Source organism: Thermococcus kodakarensis KOD1 (genome assembly GCF_000009965.1).
GTDB classification, from domain to species: domain Archaea; phylum Methanobacteriota_B; class Thermococci; order Thermococcales; family Thermococcaceae; genus Thermococcus; species Thermococcus kodakarensis.
Window position 1 is genome coordinate 466,921 of sequence record NC_006624.1, and the last position, 23,747, is coordinate 490,667.

Sequence of the window (23,747 nt, forward strand, 5' to 3'; positions counted from 1 at the left end):
ATCGCTTTTTGTCGAAAAAACTTCTTAAGGGCAAACGCTGAATTCCCTCGGAGGTGACAGAATGAGAATAGTAGCGGTCACTGACATTCACGGAAAGCTCGAAAAGGTGAAGAGGCTCGCGGGGGTTCTCGAGGAAGAAAGGCCAGACCTTATCCTCATAGCCGGGGACATAACGAACTTCAGCGGAGCGGAAGTTGCCAGAACAGTCCTTGAGCCGCTCATGGCTCTCGACGTTCCCATCTTGGCCGTCCACGGAAACTGCGACGGCAGGGATGTTCCAGAACTGCTGGAGGAACTCGGGATATCACTCCACAACAAGAGAAAGGAAGTGAACGGCACCGGCTTTGTAGGAGTAGGCGGCTCGAACATAACACCCTTCAACACCATCTGGGAGCTCACGGAGGACGAGATAATGGAAATCTTGAGGAAGAATTACAGGCCAGGGGACATAATCCTCTCCCACGCTCCTCCGAAGGACACTAAAGCTGACAGAGTCCACTCCGGCCTCCACGTCGGGAGCACAGCTCTCAGGGAATTCATAGAGAAGAACCAGCCGCCGCTCGTTGTTACGGGGCATATCCACGAGGCGAGAAGCGTTGACGAGCTTGGAGAAACGATAATAGTGAACCCCGGCCCGCTCTTCAGGGGGTATTACGCTGTTATAGACTTCGACGAAAAGGAAAAAGTTGTGAAAAACATTGAGCTAAGGGAGCTTTAAACGAGCTTTTTCTCCTTCAGGACTTTTTCCATCCTGTCCATCGCTTCTTCAAGCTTCTCGTAGGCCGTGGCGTAGCTTATCCTGATGTAGCCTTCTCCGGCTTTCCCGAAGGCAGAGCCGGGAACCACTGCAACCCTGGCCTCCTTGAGCATAAGCTCGCTGAACTGGTGATCTGTGAGACCTGTATCCCTGATGCGCGGGAAGATGTAGAACGCTCCCTTCGGTTTTACAGTCGGAAGGCCCATCTCATTTAAGCGCTTCCAGACGAGGTTCCTCCTCCTGTCGTACTCCTTCCTCATCTCCTCCACGGCCTTCCAGCTCCTCGGGTCTTCAAGGGCCTTAGCGGCCGCGTACTGGGCGAAGGTGACCGGACAGGTGGAGTTGTACATCTGGAAGCGCGTCATCTTCTCGATTACCCAAGCTGGAGCGGCGACGAAGCCGAGCCGCCAGCCGGTCATGGCGAATGTCTTGGAGAAGCCGTTTACCGTGATGGTTCTCTCGAACATGCCGTCGAGCGAAGCGATGCTGTGGTTCTTGACACCATCGTAGACGAAGTGCTCGTAAACTTCATCGCTAATTACCATAAGGTCGTGCTCAACGGCGAAGTCGGCTATCTCCTCGATGTCCTTCTTGGTCAGAACGGAGCCGGTCGGGTTGCTGGGGGTGTTTATGATGAGCGCCCTCGTTTTGTCGGTGACGTGCTTCTCAAGGTCGTCAACTGAAAGCCTGAACTCGTTTTCCTCGTAGGTTGGAACCTCAACGGGCTTTCCTCCTGCCAGAATGACCGCAGGGGCGTAGCTCACGAACATTGGAGAGGGAATGAGGACTTCCTCACCATCCTTAAGAAACGTTGCCAGACCCATGAGGAACGCCTGGTTGGCTCCGGTTAGGATCATAACTTCAGTTTTTGGATCGGCCTCTATGCCGTTCTGCTCCTTGAGTTTTTTGGCAACGGCCTCCCTTAGCATTGGAAGGCCCGCGTTCGGACCGTAGTGGGTATACCCTTTGTCGAGGGCCTCTTTTGCGTATCCTTTGATATGCTCAGGGGTGTCAAAATCGGGCTCACCGATGCCGAGTGAGATAACATCCTGCATCCCAGCGGCGAGGTCGAAAAGCTTCCTAATCTCAGAAGGGTTAACGAGGTCAAGCCTGTCGCTCAGCGCCATTACCATCACCGCTCTCCCTTCTCAGCGATGTTTATAACGTTACCTCAATGAAAAAATAGACATCAAAGTATTAAAATGCTCATTAAAATTCAAGAACACCCACATCCTTTGAGCGGTTTGGTCTCAATTCGCAACTAAAACTCACAACTAAATAGTATTTAGTTGGGATCTGGTTCATTTTAATTCTCCTAAAGTCTTATTGCAACAAGCCAGGTCGAGAGCCTCGAAGTTGACGCGGCCAAGTTTCAATTCTCTTAGAGTCTTATTGCAACGGTGAGAAAATCGTAAAGGCGTTCAGAGAGCCGGCTCTATTTCAATTCTCTTAGAGTCTTATTGCAACAAACTTTCCACACCTTGACTTTCACGTCGACGTCGGTATTTCAATTCTCTTAGAGTCTTATTGCAACTCCTCGTCGAGGAAGCCCATGCCAATGGCTCTGCGGAATTTCAATTCTCTTAGAGTCTTATTGCAACGCGCTGGAAGGCCCTCCAGAAAATTGCAGAAATCCTATTTCAATTCTCTTAGAGTCTTATTGCAACTTTGAAGTCTTCAGGAAAGAGGGCATTCATGGAAAACTGTTTCAATTCTCTTAGAGTCTTATTGCAACATGGCCGGGTTCACCTGAACGTCATAGGTCGCGACCGTTTCAATTCTCTTAGAGTCTTATTGCAACAGCACGAAGAACGCATCAACACCGCCCCACTTGTAGTTGTTTCAATTCTCTTAGAGTCTTATTGCAACGCGTAGCATAGTTGGGTAGTGCGGCCGCCTCGTGAGGTTTCAATTCTCTTAGAGTCTTATTGCAACGACGTGGGGACAGCCATTAAAGAACTGGGCGAAGACCGTTTCAATTCTCTTAGAGTCTTATTGCAACCCTCTCCTTGATAACATCCAGCACGGCGCGCGTGGAGTTTCAATTCTCTTAGAGTCTTATTGCAACGCCCTCACTCAGGGCTGCCCCTCACCACTCCCCAAAGTCGTTTCAATTCTCTTAGAGTCTTATTGCAACGTCCGGGCTTTTGATTGTGGGCAATTCCTCCCAGGCCCGTTTCAATTCTCTTAGAGTCTTATTGCAACGTTAGAGATCAAAAGAAGGTCAAGGCGGGTGGTTCTCCCGTTTCAATTCTCTTAGAGTCTTATTGCAACTTGCGCAACACCCACCACCGTCACCCACCACCCACCTTTTTGTTTCAATTCTCTTAGAGTCTTATTGCAACTTCTTGCTCGAAGGCCTCATCAGCGATGGGCTTGACGAGTTTCAATTCTCTTAGAGTCTTATTGCAACTATTGACCCGCCGAAAAGCCCAGATTACGCCGATAGTTGTTTCAATTCTCTTAGAGTCTTATTGCAACTCCCCGAATTTCCCGGATTTTCCCTATATTTCCCTATAGTTTCAATTCTCTTAGAGTCTTATTGCAACAGGTCTCTGTCGTGGAGAGAAATGCAGACGGCAAGCTTGGTTTCAATTCTCTTAGAGTCTTATTGCAACCTGAGCCAAGGCTAGATGTTGAGCCTGAGCCAGAAGCGGGGTTTCAATTCTCTTAGAGTCTTATTGCAACTGTGGCCCAGATAAGGGCTGTGGCATAGGTTTACGTTTCAATTCTCTTAGAGTCTTATTGCAACCAGTCTTCCCCGACTTCGGCGCGAGCATGATCTACGGGTTTCAATTCTCTTAGAGTCTTATTGCAACTAGGTCTTGCTCATAATCGCGTCGTGGCTCTCAAGGTTGAGTTTCAATTCTCTTAGAGTCTTATTGCAACAGGGCGGTTTTTTCCTCCTTTCGCCCTACAAACTACTAAGAACGCTCCAATCTTATAAGCTTTTCCGCAAAGGGTACTTTGAAAAGCCCTCAAAAGCCCCCAATCTAGGAGTTGTGGGCGGATTTTTCAAGCAGAAAAGGTTTCTCCTCCTTCCGTTGAAAGCATGCACAACAATGTTCAGAAGACCTCCCGGGCATTTTAAGGGCATTAAACTCGAATTATTCCACTCTAACGCCTTCTTACGATAAAACACTCAATTGCCATTGGGATAATATATAAAAGGACTTCTCAAGTATCATCGTTCAAAACTTCGAAAAAATTTCGTCATATAAATCGGGATAAAATGTAACTTTTTGTTTGATAATAACCAAACGTTACTAAAGACTTTCCAACCTTCGACACAGGCCTATTTTCAATAAAAACCCACGAAAAAGGAGAACGATCAAAAACAAAGCTTCTCAGCGCGATACGACGAATTTGCCGATGACAAGGACATCAAGCTTGGCCTCTCTAAACGTCTTCACAGCATCGGCAGGCGAACAGACTATCGGCTCCCCGTGCATGTTGAAGCTCGTGTTGAGCACCGCACCGATTCCCGCTTTTTTATGGAATTCAGCAATTGTTGAATAGTACAATTCGTTGATTTCTTTCCTCACAGCCTGCGGTCTTGTCGTCCCGTCAACGTGAACAACGGCGGGAGCCACACCCCTAAACTCCTCGCTCGCGGTGTAGCTCATCGTCATGAACTCGTTGGGCCTTCCGTTCAGGTCTTCGAGATATTCCTCTGCCTTCTCCCAGAGCATTGAAGGCGCGAATGGCTGGAAGACGTCCCTCTTCAGGGCGACGTTAAGCTTTTCCTTCACGCTTTCATCCCTCGGGTCCGCTAAGATTGAGCGGTTGCCCAAAGCCCTCGGCCCGTACTCCATCCTCCCCTGGAAAAGTCCGACGAGCTTGCCATCAAAGAGGGCATCGGCGACGAAACCCGGGACGTCGCTTATCTCCTCGTATTGGACGCCTTCTTCCCTGAGGGTGCTCTCGATGTCTTCATCAGAGTACTCAGGCCCGAGATAGACGTGTTCCAGCCTGAACGGCCTCCACTTTCCATCGAGCCTCTCCAGTTGGGCCTTGACGAAAATAGCAGCCCCAAAGGCCAGGCCGCCGTCGTCCATAGCTGGAAAGACCCAGATGTTTTCGTCTCCAAAAACGTGCCTTAAAACAGCGTTGGCCTTGACGTTCTGAGCAACTCCTCCAGCGTAGGCCACCGGAAGGGAGTAGCCTTTGAGCCTGAGGCCGAGCTCCTCAACGAGCTTCTCAAGGTGAGCCTGGGCGCTGGCCGCTATTTCTATTGCCTTCTTCTGGAGCTTGCCGTCGAGCTTCCCGCGCTTCATCTGCATCGCTATCTCCTTCGCGTGCTTCAGCGGGTACTTGAACAGCTCCGCGAGCCTTCTCGTCGCCTCGATGCCAACAACCTTGAGGTGGTTCTCGAAGGTCAGGCCGTTGAGCTCGATTATCGAGCTTAAATCGTAGGTGGGCTTCCCGTAGGCCGCTAGGCTCATCACCTTACCCTCGTGCCTCATCGGCTTGAAGCCAAGCAGTTCGGTTACAGATGCATAGAAGTCGCCGAGTGAGTCGAGATACGTGCTCTGGGCTATCCTTATCATCTCGCCGTCTCTCGCGACGTAGATGGACGAGCTAAGCCCGTCGCCAGCCGCGTCTATGCTCAGGGCTATTGCATCCCTCCAGCCGGAGGTGTAGTATGCTGAAGCAGAGTGGGCCAGATGGTGCTCGACGAAGAGGACTTTCCTCTTGAAGTCTTTACCAAAGATTGCCTTTAGATTCTCCTCAAGCTCAATTAAACGGCTCTGCTTCCGGAATATTCCGGCAACGGCTATGACCTCAACGTCCTCCGGACTGGCGCCGGCCATCTCAAGGACTTTCCTAATGCTCAGCTCAGGAAAGCCGCGGTACTTTTTAACGCGGTTCAGCCTCTCCTCGTTAACCGCGAATATCCTCTCGCCGTCTATCAGAACAGCCCCAGCGTCGTGGCCGTCGTGGACTCCGAGTATCATTCCTTCCACCGTGAAAAATTTTGAAACGAAATAATATTATCGTGATTCAAAAATGGGAGAAGTCAGTAAGTCCTCGCGAACCTCGCGATGAACTTGGCTTCCCTGCCGCAGACCGGGCACTTCTTGCCCTCTGGAGCCTTCGCCTTCTCCTCGGGATACGGGATTCCGAGCATCTTGGCGTCGAGCTCTTCCTCCATCCTGAGGCCGCACTCCTCCTCACCGCACCAGGGAATCTCGACGATTCCGCGCCTGTCCTCAAAGACGGCTTTTGCCTCCTCGATCGTGTCAACGCGCTTGATGTGGCTCTCAAGGAACTCCTTAGCCCTCTGATAGAGGTTCTCATGAATTGCATCGAGGGTCTTTCTGACCTCCTCGACGATGTTATCCCTCTCAACGGTTATCTTTTCGAGGGTGTCTCTTCTAGCTAAGACAGCCTTCTTTCCTTCCACGTCCCTCGGGCCGACCTCTATCCTGAGCGGGACGCCCTTGAGCTCCCAGTCGTAGTACTTCCTTCCGGGCCTTATGTCGCGCTCGTCAACGTGGACCCTGATTCCGGCCGTTCTGAGCTCCTCGGCTATCTCACGAGCATAGGCGAAAACGTCGGCCTCGCTGTCCTTTTTGGGTATCGGGACTATGACGACCTGTATCGGAGCTATGGTCGGCGGGAGAACCATTCCCCTGTCGTCGCCGTGGATCGCTATGACAGCAGCCAGCAGCCTCTCGCTCATTCCAAAGGTTGTCTGGTGGACGTACTCGTGGTCACCCGTCTCGGTCTCGTACTGGATGTTGTAGGCCTTTGCGAAGTTCTGGCGGTAGTTGTGCATCGTGCCTATCTGGAGCGTCCTGCCGTCGGGCATCATGACCTCGGCGCCGAGTGAGTAGTAAGCTCCCGGGAACTTGTCCCACTCCGGGCGCTTTGAGATGATGTAGGGCAGAGCGAGGAACCTCGCGAGGTTGTCAAATATCTCAAGGTCTTCCTTTATCTGCCTCTCGGCATCTTCGTAGCTGTCGTGGGCGGTGTGGGCCTCAAAGAACCTGCTGATTTCTCTAACCCTGATGAGCGGCCTCGTGTGCTTGGTCTCGTAGCGGTAAACGTTGACGATCTGGTATATCTTGAACGGTAAATCAGCGTGAGACCTTATCCAGAGTGAGAACATCGAGTACATTGCCGTCTCGCTCGTCGGCCTGAGTATGAGCCTGACGTCGAGCGGTTCGAGACCAGCGTGGGTGACCCAGTAGACCTCTCCCTCAAAGCCCTTTATGTGCTCGGCCTCCTTCTGGAACTCGGTTTCGGGGATGAGGGCCGGGAAGAGAACCTCATCGTGACCGGTTCTCTCCATCTCAGCGTGTATAAAGCGCTCTATGTTGCGCATAATCTTGAGGCCGTAGGGGAGCCAGACGTTCATACCCTTGACCGGGTAGCGCTTGTCCTGGATTCCAGCAGTTTCAATCAGCTCGTTGTACCACTCGCTGAAATTCTCGCTCCACTTCTTTCTCTCAACCGCCATCTCGACCACCTACACGAGAGAGTGCCGTTTTATTTTTAAGCTTTCCCGGTTTCTCCAAAAGCCTTATTAGGTTCGTTTCGATGTATATCTTAAGGTGATAACATGAGGCCGAGAGTTCTTGTGACATTTAAGATGAAGAGCAAGCCCGTCGAGGAGCTGAAGAAGTACGCCGACGTTGATTTTCTGCTATATCCCAGCGTTGAAGAGCTGGCTGAGAAGATCAAGGACTACGACGGGCTTATTGTCTCCCCGCTGAACAGGGTTCCGCGGGAAGTAATTGAACGGGCCGAGAGGCTCAAGGTCATAAGCTGTCATTCAGCCGGCTATGACCATGTTGATGTGGAAGCCGCGACCAAGAAGGGGATCTACGTCACCAAAGTTTCAGGGGTTCTGAGCGAGGCTGTGGCAGAGTTCGCCGTTGGCCTGACGATAGCCCTTCTCAGGAAGTTCGTTTACACCGACAAGCTCATCAGGAGGGGTGAATGGGACAGCCACGCCAAGATATGGAGCACCTTCAAGGACATTGAAACCGTCTATGGCAAGAAGGTTGGAATCCTCGGCATGGGGGCCATCGGAAAGGCCATAGCGAGGAGAATGAAGGCCATGGGAACGGAGATACTCTACTGGTCGCGCTCGAGAAAAGAAGACATCGAAGCTGAGGTCGGGGCGAAGTACCTCCCGCTCGACGAAGTCCTGAGGGAGAGCGACATCGTCATCTTAGCCCTTCCCGCAACTCCAGAAACCTACCATATCATCAACGAGGAAAGAATTAAGCTCCTTGAGGGCAAGTACCTCGTCAACATAGGCAGGGGAACCCTCGTGGACGAGAAGGCCGTCGTTAAGGCCATTGAAGAGGGCAGGCTGAAGGGCTACGCGACGGATGTCTTTGAGAAGGAGCCTGTAACTGAGCACCCGCTCTTCAAGTACGAGTGGGAGACTGTATTAACACCACACCACGCGGGCCTTTCGAAGGAAGCTATGGAAGACATGGGCTTTCAGGCGGTAATGAACCTCCTCGCCGTCCTTAGAGGAGAAATACCAAAAGACCTCGTGAACAGGGAAGTCGTGAAGGTTCGCCCGCCGGAAGAAGTTAAGATGCTGTGAGGTGGGAGCATGTGGCGGGAAGAGATTAAGAAACTCCTCGAACCCTACGGTCTTCCAGTTAATACGGAAAGGGGAGTGTACATCGAACTGATTGACGACGAAGGAGAAGTCTACGACCGGCTGGCATTCTACGTCGAGAACCCCGAGGAAGAGTGGCCCCTTGTAAAGGCCCTCGTCGAGGCGATAGCGGACTTAACCGACCACGACATTCCGGGGAGGAATGTTTTTGCTTTCGGATTTAGGCCCGATTTCGGTGGAATTGTGATCAAGCTGTCCTTCTTTGATGCTGAAGCTGGCAAGGGGGCCGTCATTGGAGAGGTTCCGGAGAGGATCCTGAAGATAGCCGAGAAGAACGCCATTCCGATATCGCGGGCAGAGGGAGATGGCATTGGCCTTCCAAGAGAATACACAGGGGAGGACTTTGAGGCCCTCGTCAAGCTCGTGGAAGCGGTAACCTTTGAGTGGTGACGAACTTTAAAACTCATCGCAAGCGGTTGATTTTTAAACTCCCTCACTATCCCCCTCCGATGATAATCCACATTGGAATTGACGATACGGACTCTCCAAATGGTATGTGCACCACATACCTGGGTGCCATCCTCTACCGCGAGCTCTCAAGGTTAGCCGAGCCCTTGGACCTGCCCAGGCTGATCCGCCTGAACCCGAACATCCCCTACAAGACGCGCGGAAACGGTGCAGTCGCGATGACTTTCGAGGCCAGTGAGGACATTATCCCCGAAATCAAGGACACGGTTCTTTTCTACGTTTCGCAGCTGGCGGATTTTGAACACGAGAACACAAACCCCGGCGTTGTCTTCCTTGAGGGAGATGTTCCTAACGAGCTGAGAAAGTTCTCGCTGAGAGCACTGAGGGAGCACGTGACCATAGGGGAAGCCGAGGAAGTTGCGAGAAAGGTTGGGGCTGAATACTTCAAGTTCAAGCTCGGGAGGGGGGTAATCGGGTCCCTCGCGGCAATTGGCTACCCCCTTGAGAGGTTTACCTATGAGCTTCTGGCCTACCGGGAGCGGGAGTACTGGGGGACGCCGAGAAGGGTAAACGAGGAGAGCGTCTTTCTGGCGGATAAATGGGCTTATCCCTTCAGCTACGACAACGTGGACCCCTACAAGCGTGTTGTTCTGATAACACCCCACGGAAAAGACCCTGTCCTTGTGGGAATCCGCGGGATTGACAAGGGCAAAGTTCTCCAGGTCTTTGAAATGGTGGAGTTCGAGGAACCAGTGGCTTTCTACCAGCTCTACAAGACGAACCAGAACACCGACGACCACCTCACCCCCAAGAGGATCGGCGAGCTAAAGCTCTACGACAGCGCGGTCGTTAGGGGGTGGGTTGCTTCGCCATACTGGGAGCGTGGAAGGCACGTGTTCTTCGAGCTTGAGGACGAGACAGGGAAGATTCGCGTGGCGGCGTTCGAGCCGACCAAGAAGTTCCGCAACTGGGTGCGCAAGCTCCTCCCCGGCGATGAAATCATAGCCGCTGGCGGCGTCAAGGAGCACGAGGGCATCCTAACCCTTAACCTCGAAAAGTTCTACCCGGTCGAGCTGGTTCCGAAGGTTGAGTACAGAAAACCAAAATGCCCGGTCTGCGGTGGGACCATGAAGAGCAAGGGCGACTACCTGAAGTGCAAGCGCTGTGGATACAAAATGCCGAAAAGGCTAATCCCCGTTGAAGTCCCCCGAGATCTGGAGAGAAAGATCTACGAGGTTCCCCCCGATGCCAGGAAGCACCTCTCAAGGCCGCTTGTCCTTCCCGGTGGGGAAGAGCGGCTGATGGAACTACTGTAAAAGACCGTGGTGGGCAAAATGAGGACGTTCATCCTCAAGGCGAACACCGCCGTGACTTCTCCGGACTTCTCGCTCAAAGACCTGCCTGGAACTGGGGGACGAATTGACCTGCTATGCAGGTTCCTCAACAGCGCCTTCCTCCTCTCGCACGGGATAAGGAAGGATGTGAGAGTCTTCATGACGCTCTACGGCAGGCCCAACCCTCCGAAGACGATTCACTTCGAGGGTCCTAAGCTGAAGGTCAGGCTCAACCCGGACGAGAGGAGCACTGCCTTAATCCTGAAGAAGGCCCTTAAGATCGGAGAAGACCTCAGGGAGCCCACGAAGGAAGTTGAGGTCTTTCCGGGTGTTTACGTCAGCAACATGACGTTTGAGGACGTCGTGAGAAGGGTCATGAAGGACTCGACGCTCTACTACCTCGTCGAGGACGGGAAGCCGATAACCGAAATCGAGTTCCCTCAGAATCCAGCCTTCGTCCTCGGAGACCATCTCGGCCTCAGCAAAGAGGATGAGCGCTTTCTTGAGGGCATAGCGAAGAAGGTCAGGATTGGAAGGAGGAGCTACCTTGCTTCTCACGTTGTTGCCTTCGTGAACATCTGGCTGGACGGGATGTGAAAAATCCTGAAATTATAACCAACCGTTCCCAACCTTCCGTTTAAGAAACCCTTTAATTCCTGCCAGCTTTTGGGCTATTGATGATCGTGAGGGGCAGAATCCTCGGGGCTGGAGTTGTTGCTCCCTTTGAGGTCAGAAAAGACGAAAGAGGGCTTTATGTTAGGGTGGAGCTTCCGGACAAACTTTTTGAGCACTCAATAGACTGCCCCTGCCTTGAACCCCTTGAGTTTCTCGGACTTCTTCTCCCGGCGCTCGAGGAGGAGCTCGGCGAGGTTAAGGGTGTTTTCGTGGAAAAAGTTGAGAAAGAAAAGCATCACTCCCTCTTGAAGAGCTTCTTGAGGTTCCTCTCGAAAGGCGGCCACACGACGCCCTGATCCGTGATTATTCCGGTCAGGTACTTGTGGGGCGTCACATCGAAGGCCGGGTTGTAGACGTCAACGTCCGGCGCTATCTTACAGCCGCCGCAGGTGAGGACTTCCTCCGGCTTGCGCTCCTCTATGGGTATCTCCTTCCCGCTCTTCAGGCTCATGTCTATCGTCGAGAGCGGCGCGACTGTGAAGAAGGGTATCCCGTGCTCCTTTGCAAGGACTGCAAGGGTGTAGGTTCCAATCTTGTTGGCGAAGTCCCCGTTGGCGACTATCCTGTCGGCACCGACTATTATCGCGTCGACCTTACCCTGCTGCATCACAAAGCCCGCCATGTTGTCGCTTATGAGCTTGAGAGGAATGCCGTCGTAGTGGTACTCCCAAGCTGAAAGCCTGGCTCCCTGGAGAACGGGCCTCGTCTCGTCCACCCACAGGAGCTTGAGGGTTCCGTCCCTGTGCATGACCCTTAAAACGGCACCAACCGTTCCGAGCTGAACCGTTGCCAAACTTCCCGCGTTGCAGTGGGTTAGAACGTTACCCTCTGGAAGAACCTCGGCACCGTAGTGTCCCATCCTCAGGTTGGCCTCCACATCTTCGTTCGCTATCTTCTGCGCCTCGGCAACGATGAGCCTCTTTATCTCGTCAAGAGGGTCTTCGAGGTGTTCCTCAACCAGGCTCTTCACCCTGTTGAGCGCCCAGAAGAGGTTAACGGCTGTTGGGCGGGTGTTCTTGAGCCTCTCGTAAGCCCTTTCAAAGCCATCCATGAACTCCTCCTTGGTTCTGGCATTGGAGGTGTCCGCGTAGAGAGCTAAACCAAAGGCGGCAGCGGCCCCTATCGCGGGAGCACCGCGCACCTTCATGGTGATGATGGCCTCAGCCACTTCATCAACAGTCCTTAGCTCTATCTCCCTGAACTCCCTCGGGAGGAGGGTCTGGTCTATCATGGTTACCCTTCCCGGCTCGTACCTAACGCTCCTTGGAAGCCTCGTGAGTTCCTCTGGCTTGTACCTTATCTCCATGAGAACCACCCCAAAGGGTTTAAGGGAGGAACTTAAAGCTCCTTCGGTGAGTGAAATGGCTTTGAGGATATTCGTGACAGGGCCGGCTGGGGTCGGCAAGACAACGCTCGTGGAGAGAGTAGCCAGGGAAGTTGACCGCTGGGGCTACATAGTTGGTGGAGTGATAACCAGAGAAGTGCGCAGGGGAGGAAGGCGCATCGGGTTTAAGATAACTGCCCTTGACACGGGCGAGGAGGGAACCCTCGCAAGCCTAAGGGGAACTTCCCACCTCCCAGGGGTTCCCTTTGGAAAGTACGTCGTCCACGTAGATGAGATAGAAAGGGTGGCCGTTCCGGCGATAAGGAGAGCGATCGTCGAAGCAGACCTGATAGTGATAGACGAAATCGGCCCTATGGAGTACACAAGCAACGAGTTCATCAGGGCAGTTGGGGAAGTCCTGAAGTCAGAGAAACCGCTCCTAGCGGTTGTTCACAGAAAGTTCATCGACAGGTTCAGACCCCTTGGAGAAGTCCATACCCTAAGCTTCGAGAACAGGAACGCGGAGTTCGGAATAATCCTGGACAGGGTAATGAAAGAGCTGAAGGGGATCAGAGGTTGAGCTCATCCTTACAGCTCTCGCAGACCCACTTTTCGCCGCCTTCAATGTAGACTTTGTAGAGTGGACCGTACTGGCCGCAGACCTCGCAGATGCCGTAGACCTCGGTCTCCTCCTCGACTTCTTCCTCTTCCTCGCTGTTCATGCTGTTGAGCGCGGCCAGGAGGTCGGCGGCAGTAACGAAGCCTATCGGCTTCCCGACCCTCGTGACTAGGAGCCTTCTGATTCCCTTGTCCATCATCTTGTCTATGGCATCCTGGATAGTATAGTCATCCTCTATGGTGACAGGCTTCGTGGTCATGACATCTTTGACGAGAACCTTCTTGGGATCCTTCCCCTTGGCAACGACCTTGTCGAGGATGTCGCGGTCGGTTATTATTCCAACTATCTCCTCGTTCTCATCAACGACCACAGCACTGCCCACCTTGTTGCGGGCCAGTATTCTAGCGACCTTGTGTATGGTATCGTCCGGCCTAACGAGCACTGCCTTCCTCTTGACAACCTGTCCTACGGTAATCTCTGCCATGTTACCACCTCTCAAGCGGAAATCCTCACGGTATCTTAAAAACGTTTCCGGAAACGATACTCTAAAACACCAAATACAAGAATAAACGTTAAGATTGCAATAATAACGGCAATCCAGTCGAGGGAGCTTTTGGAAGCTTCCTTGGCAGTTTTAACGGTTAGAGTCCTAACGGTTTCGGACTGTTCTTCGCTCCCTCCCATCAAAAGCTTAACCGCAAAGTACATCCCAGTAGAAGCCACGGCACTCACAGCGAGGTTTATGACGCGAAGCTTTTCCCACGTCCTATGCTTCTTCTTACCTCCCGGAAGAATCAGTATCGGCTTGCTTGAAGCCCTGTACAGCTTTACCTCCTGGAGGCGCTTTCCGTACTTCTTTCCAGCGACTTCCACGAGCCCGACTTTGAGCATGCGGTCTATGTGGTATGAGACTGTCGATATAGGAATCCCAAGCTCCCGAGAAATCTCGCTTATTGAACGGGGTCTCTCCTCTATTAACTTGAGTATCGAGAGTGCCTTCTCGTTTGAAAGTATCTGGGCAAGCTCCTTAGCGCGCTCGTCGTGAATGTCGATGACCTCGTAATCCAAAAGGTCCACCGTGGAGAATCCGAAGGGAAGGTTATAAGAATTTCCAGAGCTTCAAGAAAAACTGAAGCGTTTGAAGGAAAAGGAAAGGAATCAAATTCACGGCTTCTCAAGGATGATCTCGATGGTTGAGGTGTTGGCAGTCCTGCCGTCGGCAGTCGGGAGCTCCTCGGTACCGATCTTGATCTCCTTAACCCTGACCTCTGGGAGGAACCTGTTCCTGACGATCTCGGCGACGTCAACGGCCCTGCTGATAGCCCTACCGCGAGCCCTGATGCTGACCTCCTTGGCGCCCTCGTTGAACTGGGTTATCACAGCGAGGACGTAGTTCATAACCGGCTTCTTTCCAATGTAGACGACGTGCTCCTCAGCCATTTCTGGCACCTCCGGAAGTTTTGTCGTTAGGCTATCGCCGAGATGGGGTTAAATACTTTTCGGTCGTCTTCACCAAGCGGGAAACAAATTTGACACCTCCAAGGGGCTTTGCGAGCTTCACGAGATTAAGTTCTTACAAAATTATGGCAACATAAACATTTTAAGGCGCAAAAATTGACTTAAACGTGGTGATAAAATGGCCGTTCACCCGATTGACTACCGCTACGGGAGCGAGGAGATGAGGAGAATCTGGGACGAGGAGAACAAGTTGCAGAAGCTCCTCGACGTTGAAGCGGCGCTTGCAAGGGCGCACGCAAAGGTCGGCAACATTCCGGAAGAGAGCGCGCGCGTAATATCCGAGAGAGCGAACACGAAGTGGGTGAAGCTTGAAAGGGTTAAAGAGATTGAAGCGGAGATACACCACGACATAATGGCAGTTGTCAAGGCGTTAAGCGAGGTGTGCGGCGAGCACGGGAAGTACGTTCACCTTGGAGCGACTTCAAACGATATAATAGACACCGCAAACGCGCTCCTCATAAAGGAAAGCCTCGCGATAGTTGAGAGGGATCTGAAAGAGCTCCGCTCCGTTCTCAAGCGTCTCGCGATGGAGCACAAGTACACCGTTTGCATCGGAAGAACTCACGGTCAGCACGCGGTACCCACAACCTACGGCATGAAGTTCGCGATATGGCTGGACGAGGTACAGAGGCATATAGACAGGATCAACCAGCTCAAGGAGAGAGTTCTCGTTGGTCAGATGAGCGGCGCGGTTGGAACAATGGCCAGCTTCGGGGAGAGAGGCCTTGAAATACAGAGGTTAGTCATGGAAGGCCTCGGCCTCAAGCCCGCTAGAATAACCAACCAGATAATCCAGAGGGACGTTTATGCAGAACTCATGATGGTTCTCGCCTTAATAGCCTCAACCCTCGACAAGATAGCCCTAGAAATCAGAAACCTCCAGCGGACGGAAATACTTGAGGTAAGCGAGCCCTTTGGGAAGAAGCAGGTGGGCTCGTCAACCATGCCGCACAAGAGGAACCCGATAAGGAGCGAGAAGGTGAGCGGTTTAGCCAGGGTTCTCTACTCAAACGTGATTCCCGCGTTGTTGAACAATCCTCTCTGGCATGAGAGAGACCTCACGAACTCCTCTGTCGAGCGCGTCATCCTCCCGGAGAGCTTCGTTCTCCTCGACGAGATGCTGAAGACTACGATAAAGGTGCTTTCGGGCCTTGAGTTCTTCCCCGAGAACATTAAGAGAAACCTTTACCTTACCAACAACCTCATAATGGCCGAGCCGCTGATGTTGAAGCTGACGGAGAAGGGTATGGGGAGACAGGAGGCCCACGAACTCGTTAGGCAGCTGGCCATGAAGGCGTTCCACGAAAAGAGAGACCTTCTTGAGGTCGTTAGGGAGAGCGAAGAGGCCATGAAGTACCTTACAGAGGAAGACCTTGAGTCCCTTAAGCCGGAGAACTACATCGGGCTTGCACCACAGATTGTGGACAATGTAATAGCGTTTATAGGGGAAAAAGAGAGGGAAGAAGCTTTTATGGGTCGCTAAATTCTTTTTTGAGCCTTTTAATACCTTTTTCTTTGCATGTTCTCTTATGATCATCGTCTCAATGTATCTCTCGGATTTTTAGGTGAATTGTTACGTTTTATACTCTTAAATCTAGAAATTTGTTTGCGTTTAATTTCATTTATTTAAATAAGACGCTTATATATTTCTATTTAACTTTTTATTTTAGCTAATATTAAAGTTTATCCAATATGCTTAGAAAATTTGAAGTTTTTTAGAAACTATTACCAATAGTAAAAAATGACAAATTAGTACTACTTCCTGGCGTTAAATAGACAAAGACGAACATTTAATTCCTAGAAATGGTCGAATGTCAAGAATGCTAATTATTCACTTGAGAAGCCCGCTATCACAAGACCAGTTTTTCATTACGATGAAAGATATTATCGACCGATGAGATTAGCAAGATTCTAATCTAAAAGACCTTCACTATCATGTTGATCGACCCCTTTTGAAATACCGACAACCCAAAAGTAGTCATTTCCAATGCTTCTATGAGAGATATTGTCTCACTCCAAAATCTTATTTGAGAGTGCCCTGCCTCTGGAGACAAGCGAGAAAGCTGGATGTGATTCAAGCGATAAAAACTCCGTTTCTTATAAGATTAAGCGGGAGAGTCTTTGAGAATATCCTCTGGGATGATGTTAAACACGTTGCCGTTAATGATTCCATGTGGTCACTTTTAGGGCAGGTAGTTTACTTGGCTTCACATTATTTGAATAAGCACCCCACAATAACGAGACCAGCGATGAAGGTCGGCTTATTGGAGAAACTGGTTCCCATAAGAAGTTCCTGATGAATAAATCCTGCCACGGGTTAAGTAGAACACTGTGCTAGCTACCAGCTGAAGCTATATATGTCTTGCTCTTTTGGTTAACTATGATGTAAGTGCCCATTTTTGTACTGCAGTTTTTGATATAATGTACCTTATATGACAAACTAATGAACAATAGCGAGCATAGAAAAGAGAAAAATTGGGGGATTATGCTTACATCTTGGTGGGGAATAAAGAGGGGCCCAACTCTCTACTTGTGGTGCATGTCTAACGCTCCTATGCCAGACCGGGATTAGTCCAGAGCTATTGCCTGTTGCCCCCCCTGTTCTATTTTTCGCAGACTCGTATTTGCGTCGTTCGAGAGCCCGCTCTTTTTTGGCCTTCTGGAAAAGGTAGTATACTCTTCGTGGTTTATGAGGATATATCCGGCCTATAGAAACCCTTAAGCTTACTTCTCATATCTTGGAAAGGGCCTAGGCAGGTACTTTTTGTGAATTCCTGGCTTTCGAGTAGTTTGTGAGTAGGCCTTCTCCACTGGGAGGGGTAGTATAGGTGACTGTGGGCTCAGCTTCTATCTCTTTCCAGCTTCCTCTTCACGTTGATCCATAACCACCTTTAATTGTAACTGGAATTTGGTTGTGTGATAGCTGGCTTATTTATGCAACTTTCCCTGTTTTGAGTGCATGTTTTGAGCGGACCTGCTAATTCATTCATTGCTCCTTGTCGCTGGTAGCTCAGCCTTTTCTGCTGGCCCTCTATTGACTATAGTTTTGCCCCTTTAACAACTTGGTATTGTAAAAACTTGTGATTTTATACACAATTAAAACGTAATTTTATTACCCATTTTATTTAAAACATATTCAAATTTCTTTGTTTTGTATTTATATCACGAGCTTTTTATATAAATTTTATGAAATTGATATTTATCAGTTTATTTACGCTATATTAAAGTAACAACTCACCCAAAAATCTGAGAGATAACTCTGCAGGGAAATTTTAGGCTGCCCTAACAAAATTCAAAAGGGCTTTAGATGCCGAGAACACCTAAGAAAAGACACAAGATGCCAAATCTGGCGAATAAAAACTTGTTAAGGCTTCACTCGTCTGCTCCCCTTGGAACCTCATTTCCCCCGGGGAGAATTATAAGCTCCCTGCCCTCGACGAGCATCTGTGCAACCTTTTTCCTTGCAGAGGTCAACGCCCTCCATACTGTGCCCCTTGAGACACCCATCCTCTGACCGGCCTCTTCCTGAGTTAAGCCTTCATAATCTACAAGTCTTAGTGCCTCGAACTCCTCATAAGTCATGAAAATCGGGGGTTTTGGTTGAAACACTGGTGGCTGGGCAGGATAGAAATGCCTGACCTGTGGAATAAACCCTATCATCCTCATCTTTCGTCTTCTTCCCCTTCCTCTGCCCCAGCCCATACCCCTCGGCATTCCAACACCTTCCCAGCTTTGGCCAGCAAGGGTTATAACTTTATTGCCTCCTTTAGCTTACGGTGAGAAAATGAGTGGAAACTTCAGGGTAGTTGAGAGAAAGATAAGCTGGAACAAGGACTTCGACAGCTCCCACTTCCTTGCACTGCCGTACGAGAGCAAGTGCCTCAGGATTCACGGCCACACTTACCACGTTGATGTGGAGATATGGGGCGAGCTAAATGAGAGCGGCATGATATTTGACTTCAACCACCTGAGCAACCTTGTCAAGCTCCTCGACCACCGAATCCTCGTAAGCGAAAACTGGGTAAAAGAGCGCAGAGATGGAGCTGTCATAATTGAGAAGAACGACAAGCGGCTTGAACTGCCCGAAAGCGAGGCGGTAATCCTCAACAAGCCCAACGTGACGGCCGAGTACATCGCCGAATGGTTCGCAGAGAGGGTTGCGGAAAAGGCAGGGGACAACGTGAGGAAGATAAGGGTAAGAATATGGGAGGACCCAAGAAGCTATGCTGAGGTAACCCTCGAACGTTAACAGCCCTTTCCTTTTTCCACCATTGCGACATCTGTTCCGCATTTTTCTCTCAGTTCATCAAGTATTCCATTGGCCGCTTTGAACAGTTCATCGTAGTACTCATCGTTGAACTTCTCCATGGCCTCCCTGGCCAGCTTTGCTATGACAACTGCGTAGGCTCCAGTGGTCTCGCAGTCCTCGTTCTCCACGATCATCGGCATCATGCTCACTAGGTAGCCAACGAATGACGCCAGGAGCTTTTCCCAGTCCCTTTCAAAGCCGTTTTCGTTGAGCCATCCCTTCAGGGTTATGAAGACCTTGACCACCGGCTTGACAACCGCGTACTCGTTGAAGCGGCGGTAGCGGATGAGGAGGTACTGAAGGAGCGACACCAGAAAGCTCCTGACGACCTCCTTTCCAAGCCCATTTTCCTCAACGAACTTCTGGAATTCGACTAAGCCTTCCCTTCCAGATTTCTCAAAGGCGTCTATAACTCCGGGATAAGGCGGGTTGAACTGAGAGAAGTCAACATCTCTCATCCCCTCGATCTGCGGCAGGATTTTCATGACGGTTTCAGCTTTCATTTCCTTACACCCAAAGCGTTAAAGCTTCCTAGGTTTATTAGGGTTGAGGTGAGAGCATGGAATTTAAAGCTGGACGGACCTTCCTCTTCAGGGTTCCCGCGGGGGAAGACCTTCTGGAGGCCATAAACCGCTCTGCTGAGAGTAGGGGCATTAAGACCGGAGTCGTCATGGGTATTGGCTCCCTAAGGAATCCTGTGGTGGGATACTACTCTGAGGAAGAGAAGAGGTACAGGAGCATCGAGCTCAGCGGAACTTTTGAGCTCCTCTCCTTGAACGGCAACATAAGCCTTAAAGATGGAAAGCCCTTTGCACACCTTCACGTGACCCTCGGCGATGAAGAGGGGAGAGTTTTTGGCGGCCATCTTATCAGAGGAGAAGTCTTCGTTGCTGAAGTCTACATAGAGGAGCTAATTGGGAAACCACTTGAAAGAAAAGATATGGGAAACAACCTCTGGCTCTGGGAGACTGAGCGTTAGCGTATCATCCTCCCTTCTTCTATCTCCCTCTTCAGTATCTTCGCCCCCTCCTCGGTCTTTCTCACGCGGAAGACCCTCGCTATCCTCTCGATGGCTTCGAGCTTCCTAACTATGCCGTCGAGCCACGTGAAGACGTCGCCCGGATAGACTATCAGCCCATAGACCTTCCTGAAGTGCTCCGCTATCTGGGTCGGGTGCTTTCCGCTCCTCCTGAGCTCAATTATCAGGTTGCTCACCCTCTCCATGGCATATTCGGTGCAGTCCTCCTCAGGGCACATGAAGAACTCCTGATAGATGGTGAACAGCCTCTCAGCGGCATTTGGGCTCAGCTCGGGGATAACCTTATCGAGTTCTTCAAGGATCGAGGCGAAGCTCGGTGAGAAAACGTTGGCGCTCAGTCTTCCTCTAACTGCCCCCTCAAGCTCTCTCTGGAGAGTTCCGCTGAGGTAGATGTTCTCGAACGGAAGGAGCTTGACCGCTATCCACCTGGCTTCCCTCTTTCCAAGGTTTCCCCTGATGAAGGTTGCCTCCTTCGGCAGGAGGAAGCTCATGCTGACTGCCCTTCCGTAGGGGGTAACCTCAACGATCGGCCGCTTCATCTTCACGAAGTCGAACTCCTCGAGCTTTTCAAGGACTTTTTCTGCGCTCTGGTTCGCCCCTAAGCACATAGATTGGACTTCTTCGATGACGTCCAGTCTATTGAAGACGCAGGAGTGAGCTAAGACGTTGTCCTGCTCAAGCTCGTCACTCCACTCCACCTGGACTGGCTCGATGGGTGCAGTCAGAAGCTTGAAGGCGACCTCATCTTCAGTTCCTTCCATCTGGGCTGAATACTTCCTTCCGGGTTCGACGAGAAGGTAGACTTTACCCTTCTCGTGGTAGAGCGGCCTTCCGGCCCTTCCCAGCATCTGGTGGAACTCCCTAACGCTGAGCCACTTGTTGCCCATCGCGAGACTCTCAAAGATTACCTGGGAAGCGGGAAAGTCCACTCCTGCTCCGAGCGCCGCCGTCGTAACCACGACGTCGAGCCTTTGAGCCAAAAACTCCATTTCCGTGAGCTTCCTCTGCTTGTAGGGAAGGCCGGAATGGTAGGGCTTCGCCTTCAGCCCCTTGCTCGTCAGATAAGCGGCCAGCTCGTGCGTCCTCTTTCTGGAGAATGTAAAGACTATGCTCTGTCCCTTGTAGCCCTGCTTAGACTTTCTCATGGCCTCGGCCCTGCACAGGTTAGCTATGTGCCTCCACTTCTCGCTCTCGTTCCTCACTATGATTATGTGCCTCTCCAGGTCAACGGGCCTCTCGTCGTAGAGCACTAGTTTTAATCCGAGCTCCTTAGCCAGCTCGTCCGGGTTGCCGACAGTTGCAGAGAGCCCTATGAACTGGGCCTTTGGATAGAGCTTCCTCAGCCTCGCTATAAGGCCGTCCAGCCTTGGTCCGCGTTCCTCGTCGTCGAGCGTGTGTATCTCATCTATCACTATGGTTCCGACGTTTCCTATCTTTCTCCCGGCGCGGAGGAGGTAGTCTATGCCTTCGTATGTTCCGACGATGATGTCAGCATCTATCCCCGTATCAACGACCACGAGCTCGTCCTTGGTCTTTATCCTGCTCATGCCAACTCTTATCGCCACCCTGAGGCCGAGCTTAGAGTAGCGCCTTTTGAAGTCCTCGTACTTCTGGTTGGCCAAAGCTACCAGCGGGACTAGAAAGAGGAGCTTTTTACCCTGCATGGCCTTCGGTACTCCCGCCAGTTCGCCTATTAGGGTCTTCCCGCTGGCCGTTGCGGAAACAACCAGGAGGTTCTCTCCATCGAGGAGACCGTTTTTGACGGCGAGGCTTTGGACCGGGAGGAGTTCTCTTACGCCCTCAGACTTCAGAACTTCCTTGAACTTCTCGGGGACTGGAAGCTCGTCCACCTTGATCTTCTCGACTTTAACGTGCTTGGCCTTGAGCTCGTCCCACTTGGTTATCTCCGGGTGTTTAGTCGGGTCAAAGCGCGGGTCGAAGGCGTAGAGGACTTTATCAAGGTCGCGAAAACGTTCAAGAAGCTTTTTGGCCTGGTCAAACATGGCTATGCTTTTGAAGCGGAAGCGGAGCTCTCTCTTCAGCTCGTCCTCGGCACAGCGTTCGCAGATGTACTCGTTGTGGTACTTTATGCGGTTGCCCTCAGTCAGGACGGTTATCCTGCCCTCCAGCAAACAGAGGCGGCACAGCTCGGCTTTCTCGACTCGCTTGTTCTGGAGCCTCCTCTTGAAGTAGTCCTCCCACTCGTCGGCGTTGACGAGCACGATTCTGGATTGGCGGAGAAGCTTCTCTATCTCCTTCGGATTCCGGTACTGACTTCCCTCAAGTACTTTGAAAAGCCTCCCCTCTCTCATTATGAAGCGGTAAATCCGGTCAGCTTTAAGGTTCTGCATTTGGGATAGCTTTTCGGGCTCGTTCTCGATGAAGAACGCCTCAAGCTCGTTCTTCTTCCTTCCCGGTCTCACGACGAAGAGCATCTTTCACCGCCTCGAAGGGAAGTTTTCGCTCCTTCTTCTCTCGCCAGTGAGAGACACCCAGCAGTTTTTAAGTTCTTCCAGAACGAGCGTCGCCTCCACGAACGTCAGGTTCAATCCAAAAATGGCCTTCAGCCTTTCAATAAAACGTCTGAGTTCATCGGTATCGGCGACGTTTACCTTCATGATGACCTGACTCTCCCCTGTTCTCACATACAAGAATTCGATGTTCTCCATCTTGGAAAGTCTTGAAAGGTACGGTCTCAAGGAATCATCGAACTCTTTGAAGTGTAGCTCTAAGATTGCTGACACGAACTCATCAAGAAACGCATGATCAACAACGGCCGAATATCCCTTTATCGCGCCGAGCCTCTCCAGTTTATCCAGTCGGTTCTTGACGCTCGCAGGGGAGAGGCCTACCCTCCTCCCAAGCTCGGTAAGAGTAATCCTGCCCTCTTTGCGGAGTATCCTGAGGATTTCTCTGTCCTTTTCATCTACGCCTGCCATCTTCTTCACCGGGAACAGAAAAGAGAGGAAAAATCACCGGGTTATCTTTATCTCCCTCATCAGTTCAAGGGGCTCGGGGTGTTTCTCGAAGTACTCCCTGACCGGCTTGAGGAGCTCGATGAGGTATTCGGCGACCGCGTTCTTGAGGTCAAGCGGGTGGAGCTTTCCTTCCGCGAAGTCCTTCTTTAGCTCCTCGAAGGTGGTGTATGTGACGTCGCCGCCGAACTTAGCCGGCCTGTGGATGGTGAACTCAGTCGGTTCTTCCCTGAAGATTATGTACTCGGCCCAGTCAAGGACGGGGTTGTACTTGACCTCCCTAGCCGGGCAGAAGGCTTTCCTGAGCTTCTGCTTTATCTCCTCCGGGCTGTCGTGGATGAAGACAGCGGAGTAGGGCTTGCTCTTGCTCATCTTCATCTGGGTCTTGAGCTCCTTGAACTGCTCCTCGCTCTCTATCGGCCAGACAGGCGGCTCCTGCAGGCCGAGGAGAAGGTGGTGGTGGAGGGCTACCGGCTTTAGCTTCTCGCCCTTCCACTCAAGCGGGTGGTACTTGAGCTTCTGGGCGACCTCTATGGCAATAACGTGGGCCTTCCTCTGATCCATTCCGGCGTGGGCAATAGTGACGCCCTGGTAGAATATATCCGCCACCTGCATGGCTGGGTATATGAGCTTGGCGAAGTCTATGGCCTCCCCCATCTGGCGTCCCATGATGGTTATGGAGCGGAGCATTCTGGCAAGCGTAACGTTCTTGGAGATGTCTATGACCGTCTGCCAGTAGTCGCCCTTATCAAGTATCTCGCTCGCTAAGACGAACTCGACCTTGTCCGGGTCGCCGCCCATGACCTTTATGCTCTGCTTCATCCCCTCCTTGAAGTACGTAAGCGCAACCTTCTGGATAACTTCAAGGTCTCCACCGAGCTTGTCGTTTATCCAGCTATGCCAGTCGGCGAGGAAAATTCTCGTCTTCACGCCGGCCTTCTGGAGATCTGCTATCTTGGCGCCGGCCATCAGTCCGGTTCCGAGGTGAATGTAACCGCTTATCTCGAAGCCTATGTAGTGCTGAAGCGGAGCGCCGACCTCAAGCAGGTGTCTCAGGTTTTCCTCCGTTAAAAGCTCCTCCGTGGGTTTTTTCTTGATGAGCTCTATCTTCCTTTCTATGTCCATTCTATCACCACCGCTT

Annotated in this window: 22 protein-coding genes and 1 CRISPR repeat array; of the genes, 10 read left to right on the top strand and 12 right to left on the bottom strand. The window is 51.4% G+C overall.

Annotated elements, in window-relative coordinates:
• The first annotated feature begins 61 nt into the window (after window positions 1-61).
• A complete protein-coding gene (locus tag TK_RS02695; protein WP_011249502.1) occupies window positions 62-718 on the top strand; it encodes a metallophosphoesterase in 657 nt (218 codons plus the stop codon).
• On the opposite strand, the gene TK_RS02700 is transcribed toward TK_RS02695, so the two are convergent.
• The 3 genes from TK_RS02700 to proS all read right to left on the bottom strand — a co-directional run bounded on the left by TK_RS02700 (window position 715) and on the right by proS (window position 7,223).
• Window positions 715-1,884 (bottom strand): pyridoxal phosphate-dependent aminotransferase, encoded by a 1,170-nt coding sequence (locus tag TK_RS02700; RefSeq protein WP_011249503.1) that lies wholly within the window; start codon window positions 1,882-1,884, stop codon window positions 715-717. The two genes, TK_RS02695 and TK_RS02700, sit on opposite strands and share 4 nt — an antisense overlap.
• Before the next feature lie 176 nt (window positions 1,885-2,060).
• Window positions 2,061-3,646: direct repeats of the CRISPR family, unit length 29 nt; unit sequence TTTCAATTCTCTTAGAGTCTTATTGCAAC.
• 458 nt (window positions 3,647-4,104) lie between these two features.
• The gene (locus TK_RS02705; protein ID WP_011249504.1) at window positions 4,105-5,715 is read right to left on the bottom strand and encodes a carbamoyltransferase family protein; all 1,611 of its coding nucleotides are present in this window, start codon (window positions 5,713-5,715) and stop codon (window positions 4,105-4,107) included.
• Window positions 5,716-5,777: 62 nt separating this feature from the next.
• The gene (gene proS, locus TK_RS02710; RefSeq protein ID WP_011249505.1) at window positions 5,778-7,223 is read right to left on the bottom strand and encodes a proline--tRNA ligase; all 1,446 of its coding nucleotides are present in this window, start codon (window positions 7,221-7,223) and stop codon (window positions 5,778-5,780) included.
• Window positions 7,224-7,325: 102 nt separating this feature from the next.
• Between proS and TK_RS02715 the strand changes: the two genes are divergently transcribed.
• The 5 genes from TK_RS02715 (at window position 7,326) to TK_RS02735 (ending at window position 11,118) form a co-directional block, all read left to right on the top strand.
• Window positions 7,326-8,327: a 2-hydroxyacid dehydrogenase gene (locus tag TK_RS02715; RefSeq protein WP_011249506.1), complete on the top strand. Its 1,002-nt coding sequence runs from the start codon at window positions 7,326-7,328 to the stop codon at window positions 8,325-8,327.
• Between the two features lie 9 nt (window positions 8,328-8,336).
• The gene (locus tag TK_RS02720; protein WP_011249507.1) at window positions 8,337-8,795 is read left to right on the top strand and encodes a hypothetical protein; all 459 of its coding nucleotides are present in this window, start codon (window positions 8,337-8,339) and stop codon (window positions 8,793-8,795) included.
• Between the two features lie 59 nt (window positions 8,796-8,854).
• Window positions 8,855-10,129, top strand: coding sequence for a tRNA(Ile2) 2-agmatinylcytidine synthetase TiaS (gene tiaS, locus TK_RS02725; RefSeq protein ID WP_011249508.1), 1,275 nt, complete (start codon window positions 8,855-8,857; stop codon window positions 10,127-10,129).
• An 18-nt stretch (window positions 10,130-10,147) separates the two neighbouring features.
• Window positions 10,148-10,744, top strand: coding sequence for a tRNA (pseudouridine(54)-N(1))-methyltransferase TrmY (gene trmY, locus TK_RS02730; RefSeq protein WP_011249509.1), 597 nt, complete (start codon window positions 10,148-10,150; stop codon window positions 10,742-10,744).
• 80 nt (window positions 10,745-10,824) lie between these two features.
• On the top strand, window positions 10,825-11,118 hold the full coding sequence (locus tag TK_RS02735) for a hypothetical protein (RefSeq protein WP_011249510.1): 294 nt from the start codon (window positions 10,825-10,827) through the stop codon (window positions 11,116-11,118).
• On the opposite strand, the gene mtnA is transcribed toward TK_RS02735, so the two are convergent.
• Window positions 11,058-12,128 carry an S-methyl-5-thioribose-1-phosphate isomerase gene (mtnA, locus tag TK_RS02740; RefSeq protein WP_011249511.1) on the bottom strand — a complete coding sequence of 357 codons (1,071 nt, stop codon included), beginning with the start codon at window positions 12,126-12,128 and terminating at the stop codon, window positions 11,058-11,060. The genes TK_RS02735 and mtnA overlap by 61 nt on opposite strands.
• 55 nt (window positions 12,129-12,183) lie before the next feature.
• Here mtnA and TK_RS02745 point away from each other — a divergent pair, with 55 nt between their 5' ends.
• Window positions 12,184-12,726 carry an NTPase gene (locus TK_RS02745; protein ID WP_011249512.1) on the top strand — a complete coding sequence of 181 codons (543 nt, stop codon included), beginning with the start codon at window positions 12,184-12,186 and terminating at the stop codon, window positions 12,724-12,726.
• On the opposite strand, the gene TK_RS02750 is transcribed toward TK_RS02745, so the two are convergent.
• The 3 genes from TK_RS02750 to albA all read right to left on the bottom strand — a co-directional run bounded on the left by TK_RS02750 (window position 12,716) and on the right by albA (window position 14,205).
• On the bottom strand, window positions 12,716-13,249 hold the full coding sequence (locus tag TK_RS02750) for a CBS domain-containing protein (protein ID WP_011249513.1): 534 nt from the start codon (window positions 13,247-13,249) through the stop codon (window positions 12,716-12,718). The genes TK_RS02745 and TK_RS02750 overlap by 11 nt on opposite strands.
• A gap of 35 nt (window positions 13,250-13,284) precedes the next feature.
• The gene (locus tag TK_RS02755) at window positions 13,285-13,842 is read right to left on the bottom strand and encodes an ArsR/SmtB family transcription factor (RefSeq protein ID WP_332370037.1); all 558 of its coding nucleotides are present in this window, start codon (window positions 13,840-13,842) and stop codon (window positions 13,285-13,287) included.
• An 87-nt stretch (window positions 13,843-13,929) separates the two neighbouring features.
• Entirely contained in the window at window positions 13,930-14,205 is a 276-nt protein-coding gene (gene albA, locus TK_RS02760; RefSeq protein WP_011249515.1) for a DNA-binding protein Alba, read from the bottom strand.
• 196 nt (window positions 14,206-14,401) lie between these two features.
• Here albA and purB point away from each other — a divergent pair, with 196 nt between their 5' ends.
• On the top strand, window positions 14,402-15,766 hold the full coding sequence (purB, locus tag TK_RS02765) for an adenylosuccinate lyase (RefSeq protein ID WP_011249516.1): 1,365 nt from the start codon (window positions 14,402-14,404) through the stop codon (window positions 15,764-15,766).
• A 1,889-nt stretch (window positions 15,767-17,655) separates the two neighbouring features.
• Here purB and TK_RS02770 read toward each other — a convergent pair.
• Window positions 17,656-17,997: a DUF134 domain-containing protein gene (locus TK_RS02770; RefSeq protein ID WP_011249517.1), complete on the bottom strand. Its 342-nt coding sequence runs from the start codon at window positions 17,995-17,997 to the stop codon at window positions 17,656-17,658.
• Between the two features lie 70 nt (window positions 17,998-18,067).
• On the opposite strand from TK_RS02770, the gene TK_RS02775 reads away from it, so the two are divergent.
• Window positions 18,068-18,532 (top strand): 6-carboxytetrahydropterin synthase, encoded by a 465-nt coding sequence (locus TK_RS02775; protein ID WP_011249518.1) that lies wholly within the window; start codon window positions 18,068-18,070, stop codon window positions 18,530-18,532.
• On the opposite strand, the gene TK_RS02780 is transcribed toward TK_RS02775, so the two are convergent.
• The gene (locus TK_RS02780; RefSeq protein WP_011249519.1) at window positions 18,529-19,095 is read right to left on the bottom strand and encodes a hypothetical protein; all 567 of its coding nucleotides are present in this window, start codon (window positions 19,093-19,095) and stop codon (window positions 18,529-18,531) included. The two genes, TK_RS02775 and TK_RS02780, sit on opposite strands and share 4 nt — an antisense overlap.
• Window positions 19,096-19,151: 56 nt before the next feature.
• Between TK_RS02780 and TK_RS02785 the strand changes: the two genes are divergently transcribed.
• Window positions 19,152-19,571, top strand: a complete 420-nt coding sequence (locus tag TK_RS02785) for a PPC domain-containing DNA-binding protein (protein WP_011249520.1) — start codon at window positions 19,152-19,154, stop codon at window positions 19,569-19,571.
• Here TK_RS02785 and TK_RS02790 read toward each other — a convergent pair.
• Genes TK_RS02790 through TK_RS02800 form a run of 3 tightly spaced genes read right to left on the bottom strand, consistent with a single transcriptional unit; the run spans window position 19,568 to window position 23,731 of the window.
• Window positions 19,568-22,066: a DEAD/DEAH box helicase gene (locus TK_RS02790; protein ID WP_011249521.1), complete on the bottom strand. Its 2,499-nt coding sequence runs from the start codon at window positions 22,064-22,066 to the stop codon at window positions 19,568-19,570. The genes TK_RS02785 and TK_RS02790 overlap by 4 nt on opposite strands.
• A gap of 3 nt (window positions 22,067-22,069) precedes the next feature.
• Window positions 22,070-22,570 carry an Lrp/AsnC family transcriptional regulator gene (locus TK_RS02795; protein WP_011249522.1) on the bottom strand — a complete coding sequence of 167 codons (501 nt, stop codon included), beginning with the start codon at window positions 22,568-22,570 and terminating at the stop codon, window positions 22,070-22,072.
• Between the two features lie 33 nt (window positions 22,571-22,603).
• Complete coding sequence (locus TK_RS02800; RefSeq protein ID WP_011249523.1) at window positions 22,604-23,731, bottom strand: tyrosine--tRNA ligase; 1,128 nt, start codon at window positions 23,729-23,731, stop codon at window positions 22,604-22,606.
• Window positions 23,732-23,747 lie beyond the last annotated feature (16 nt).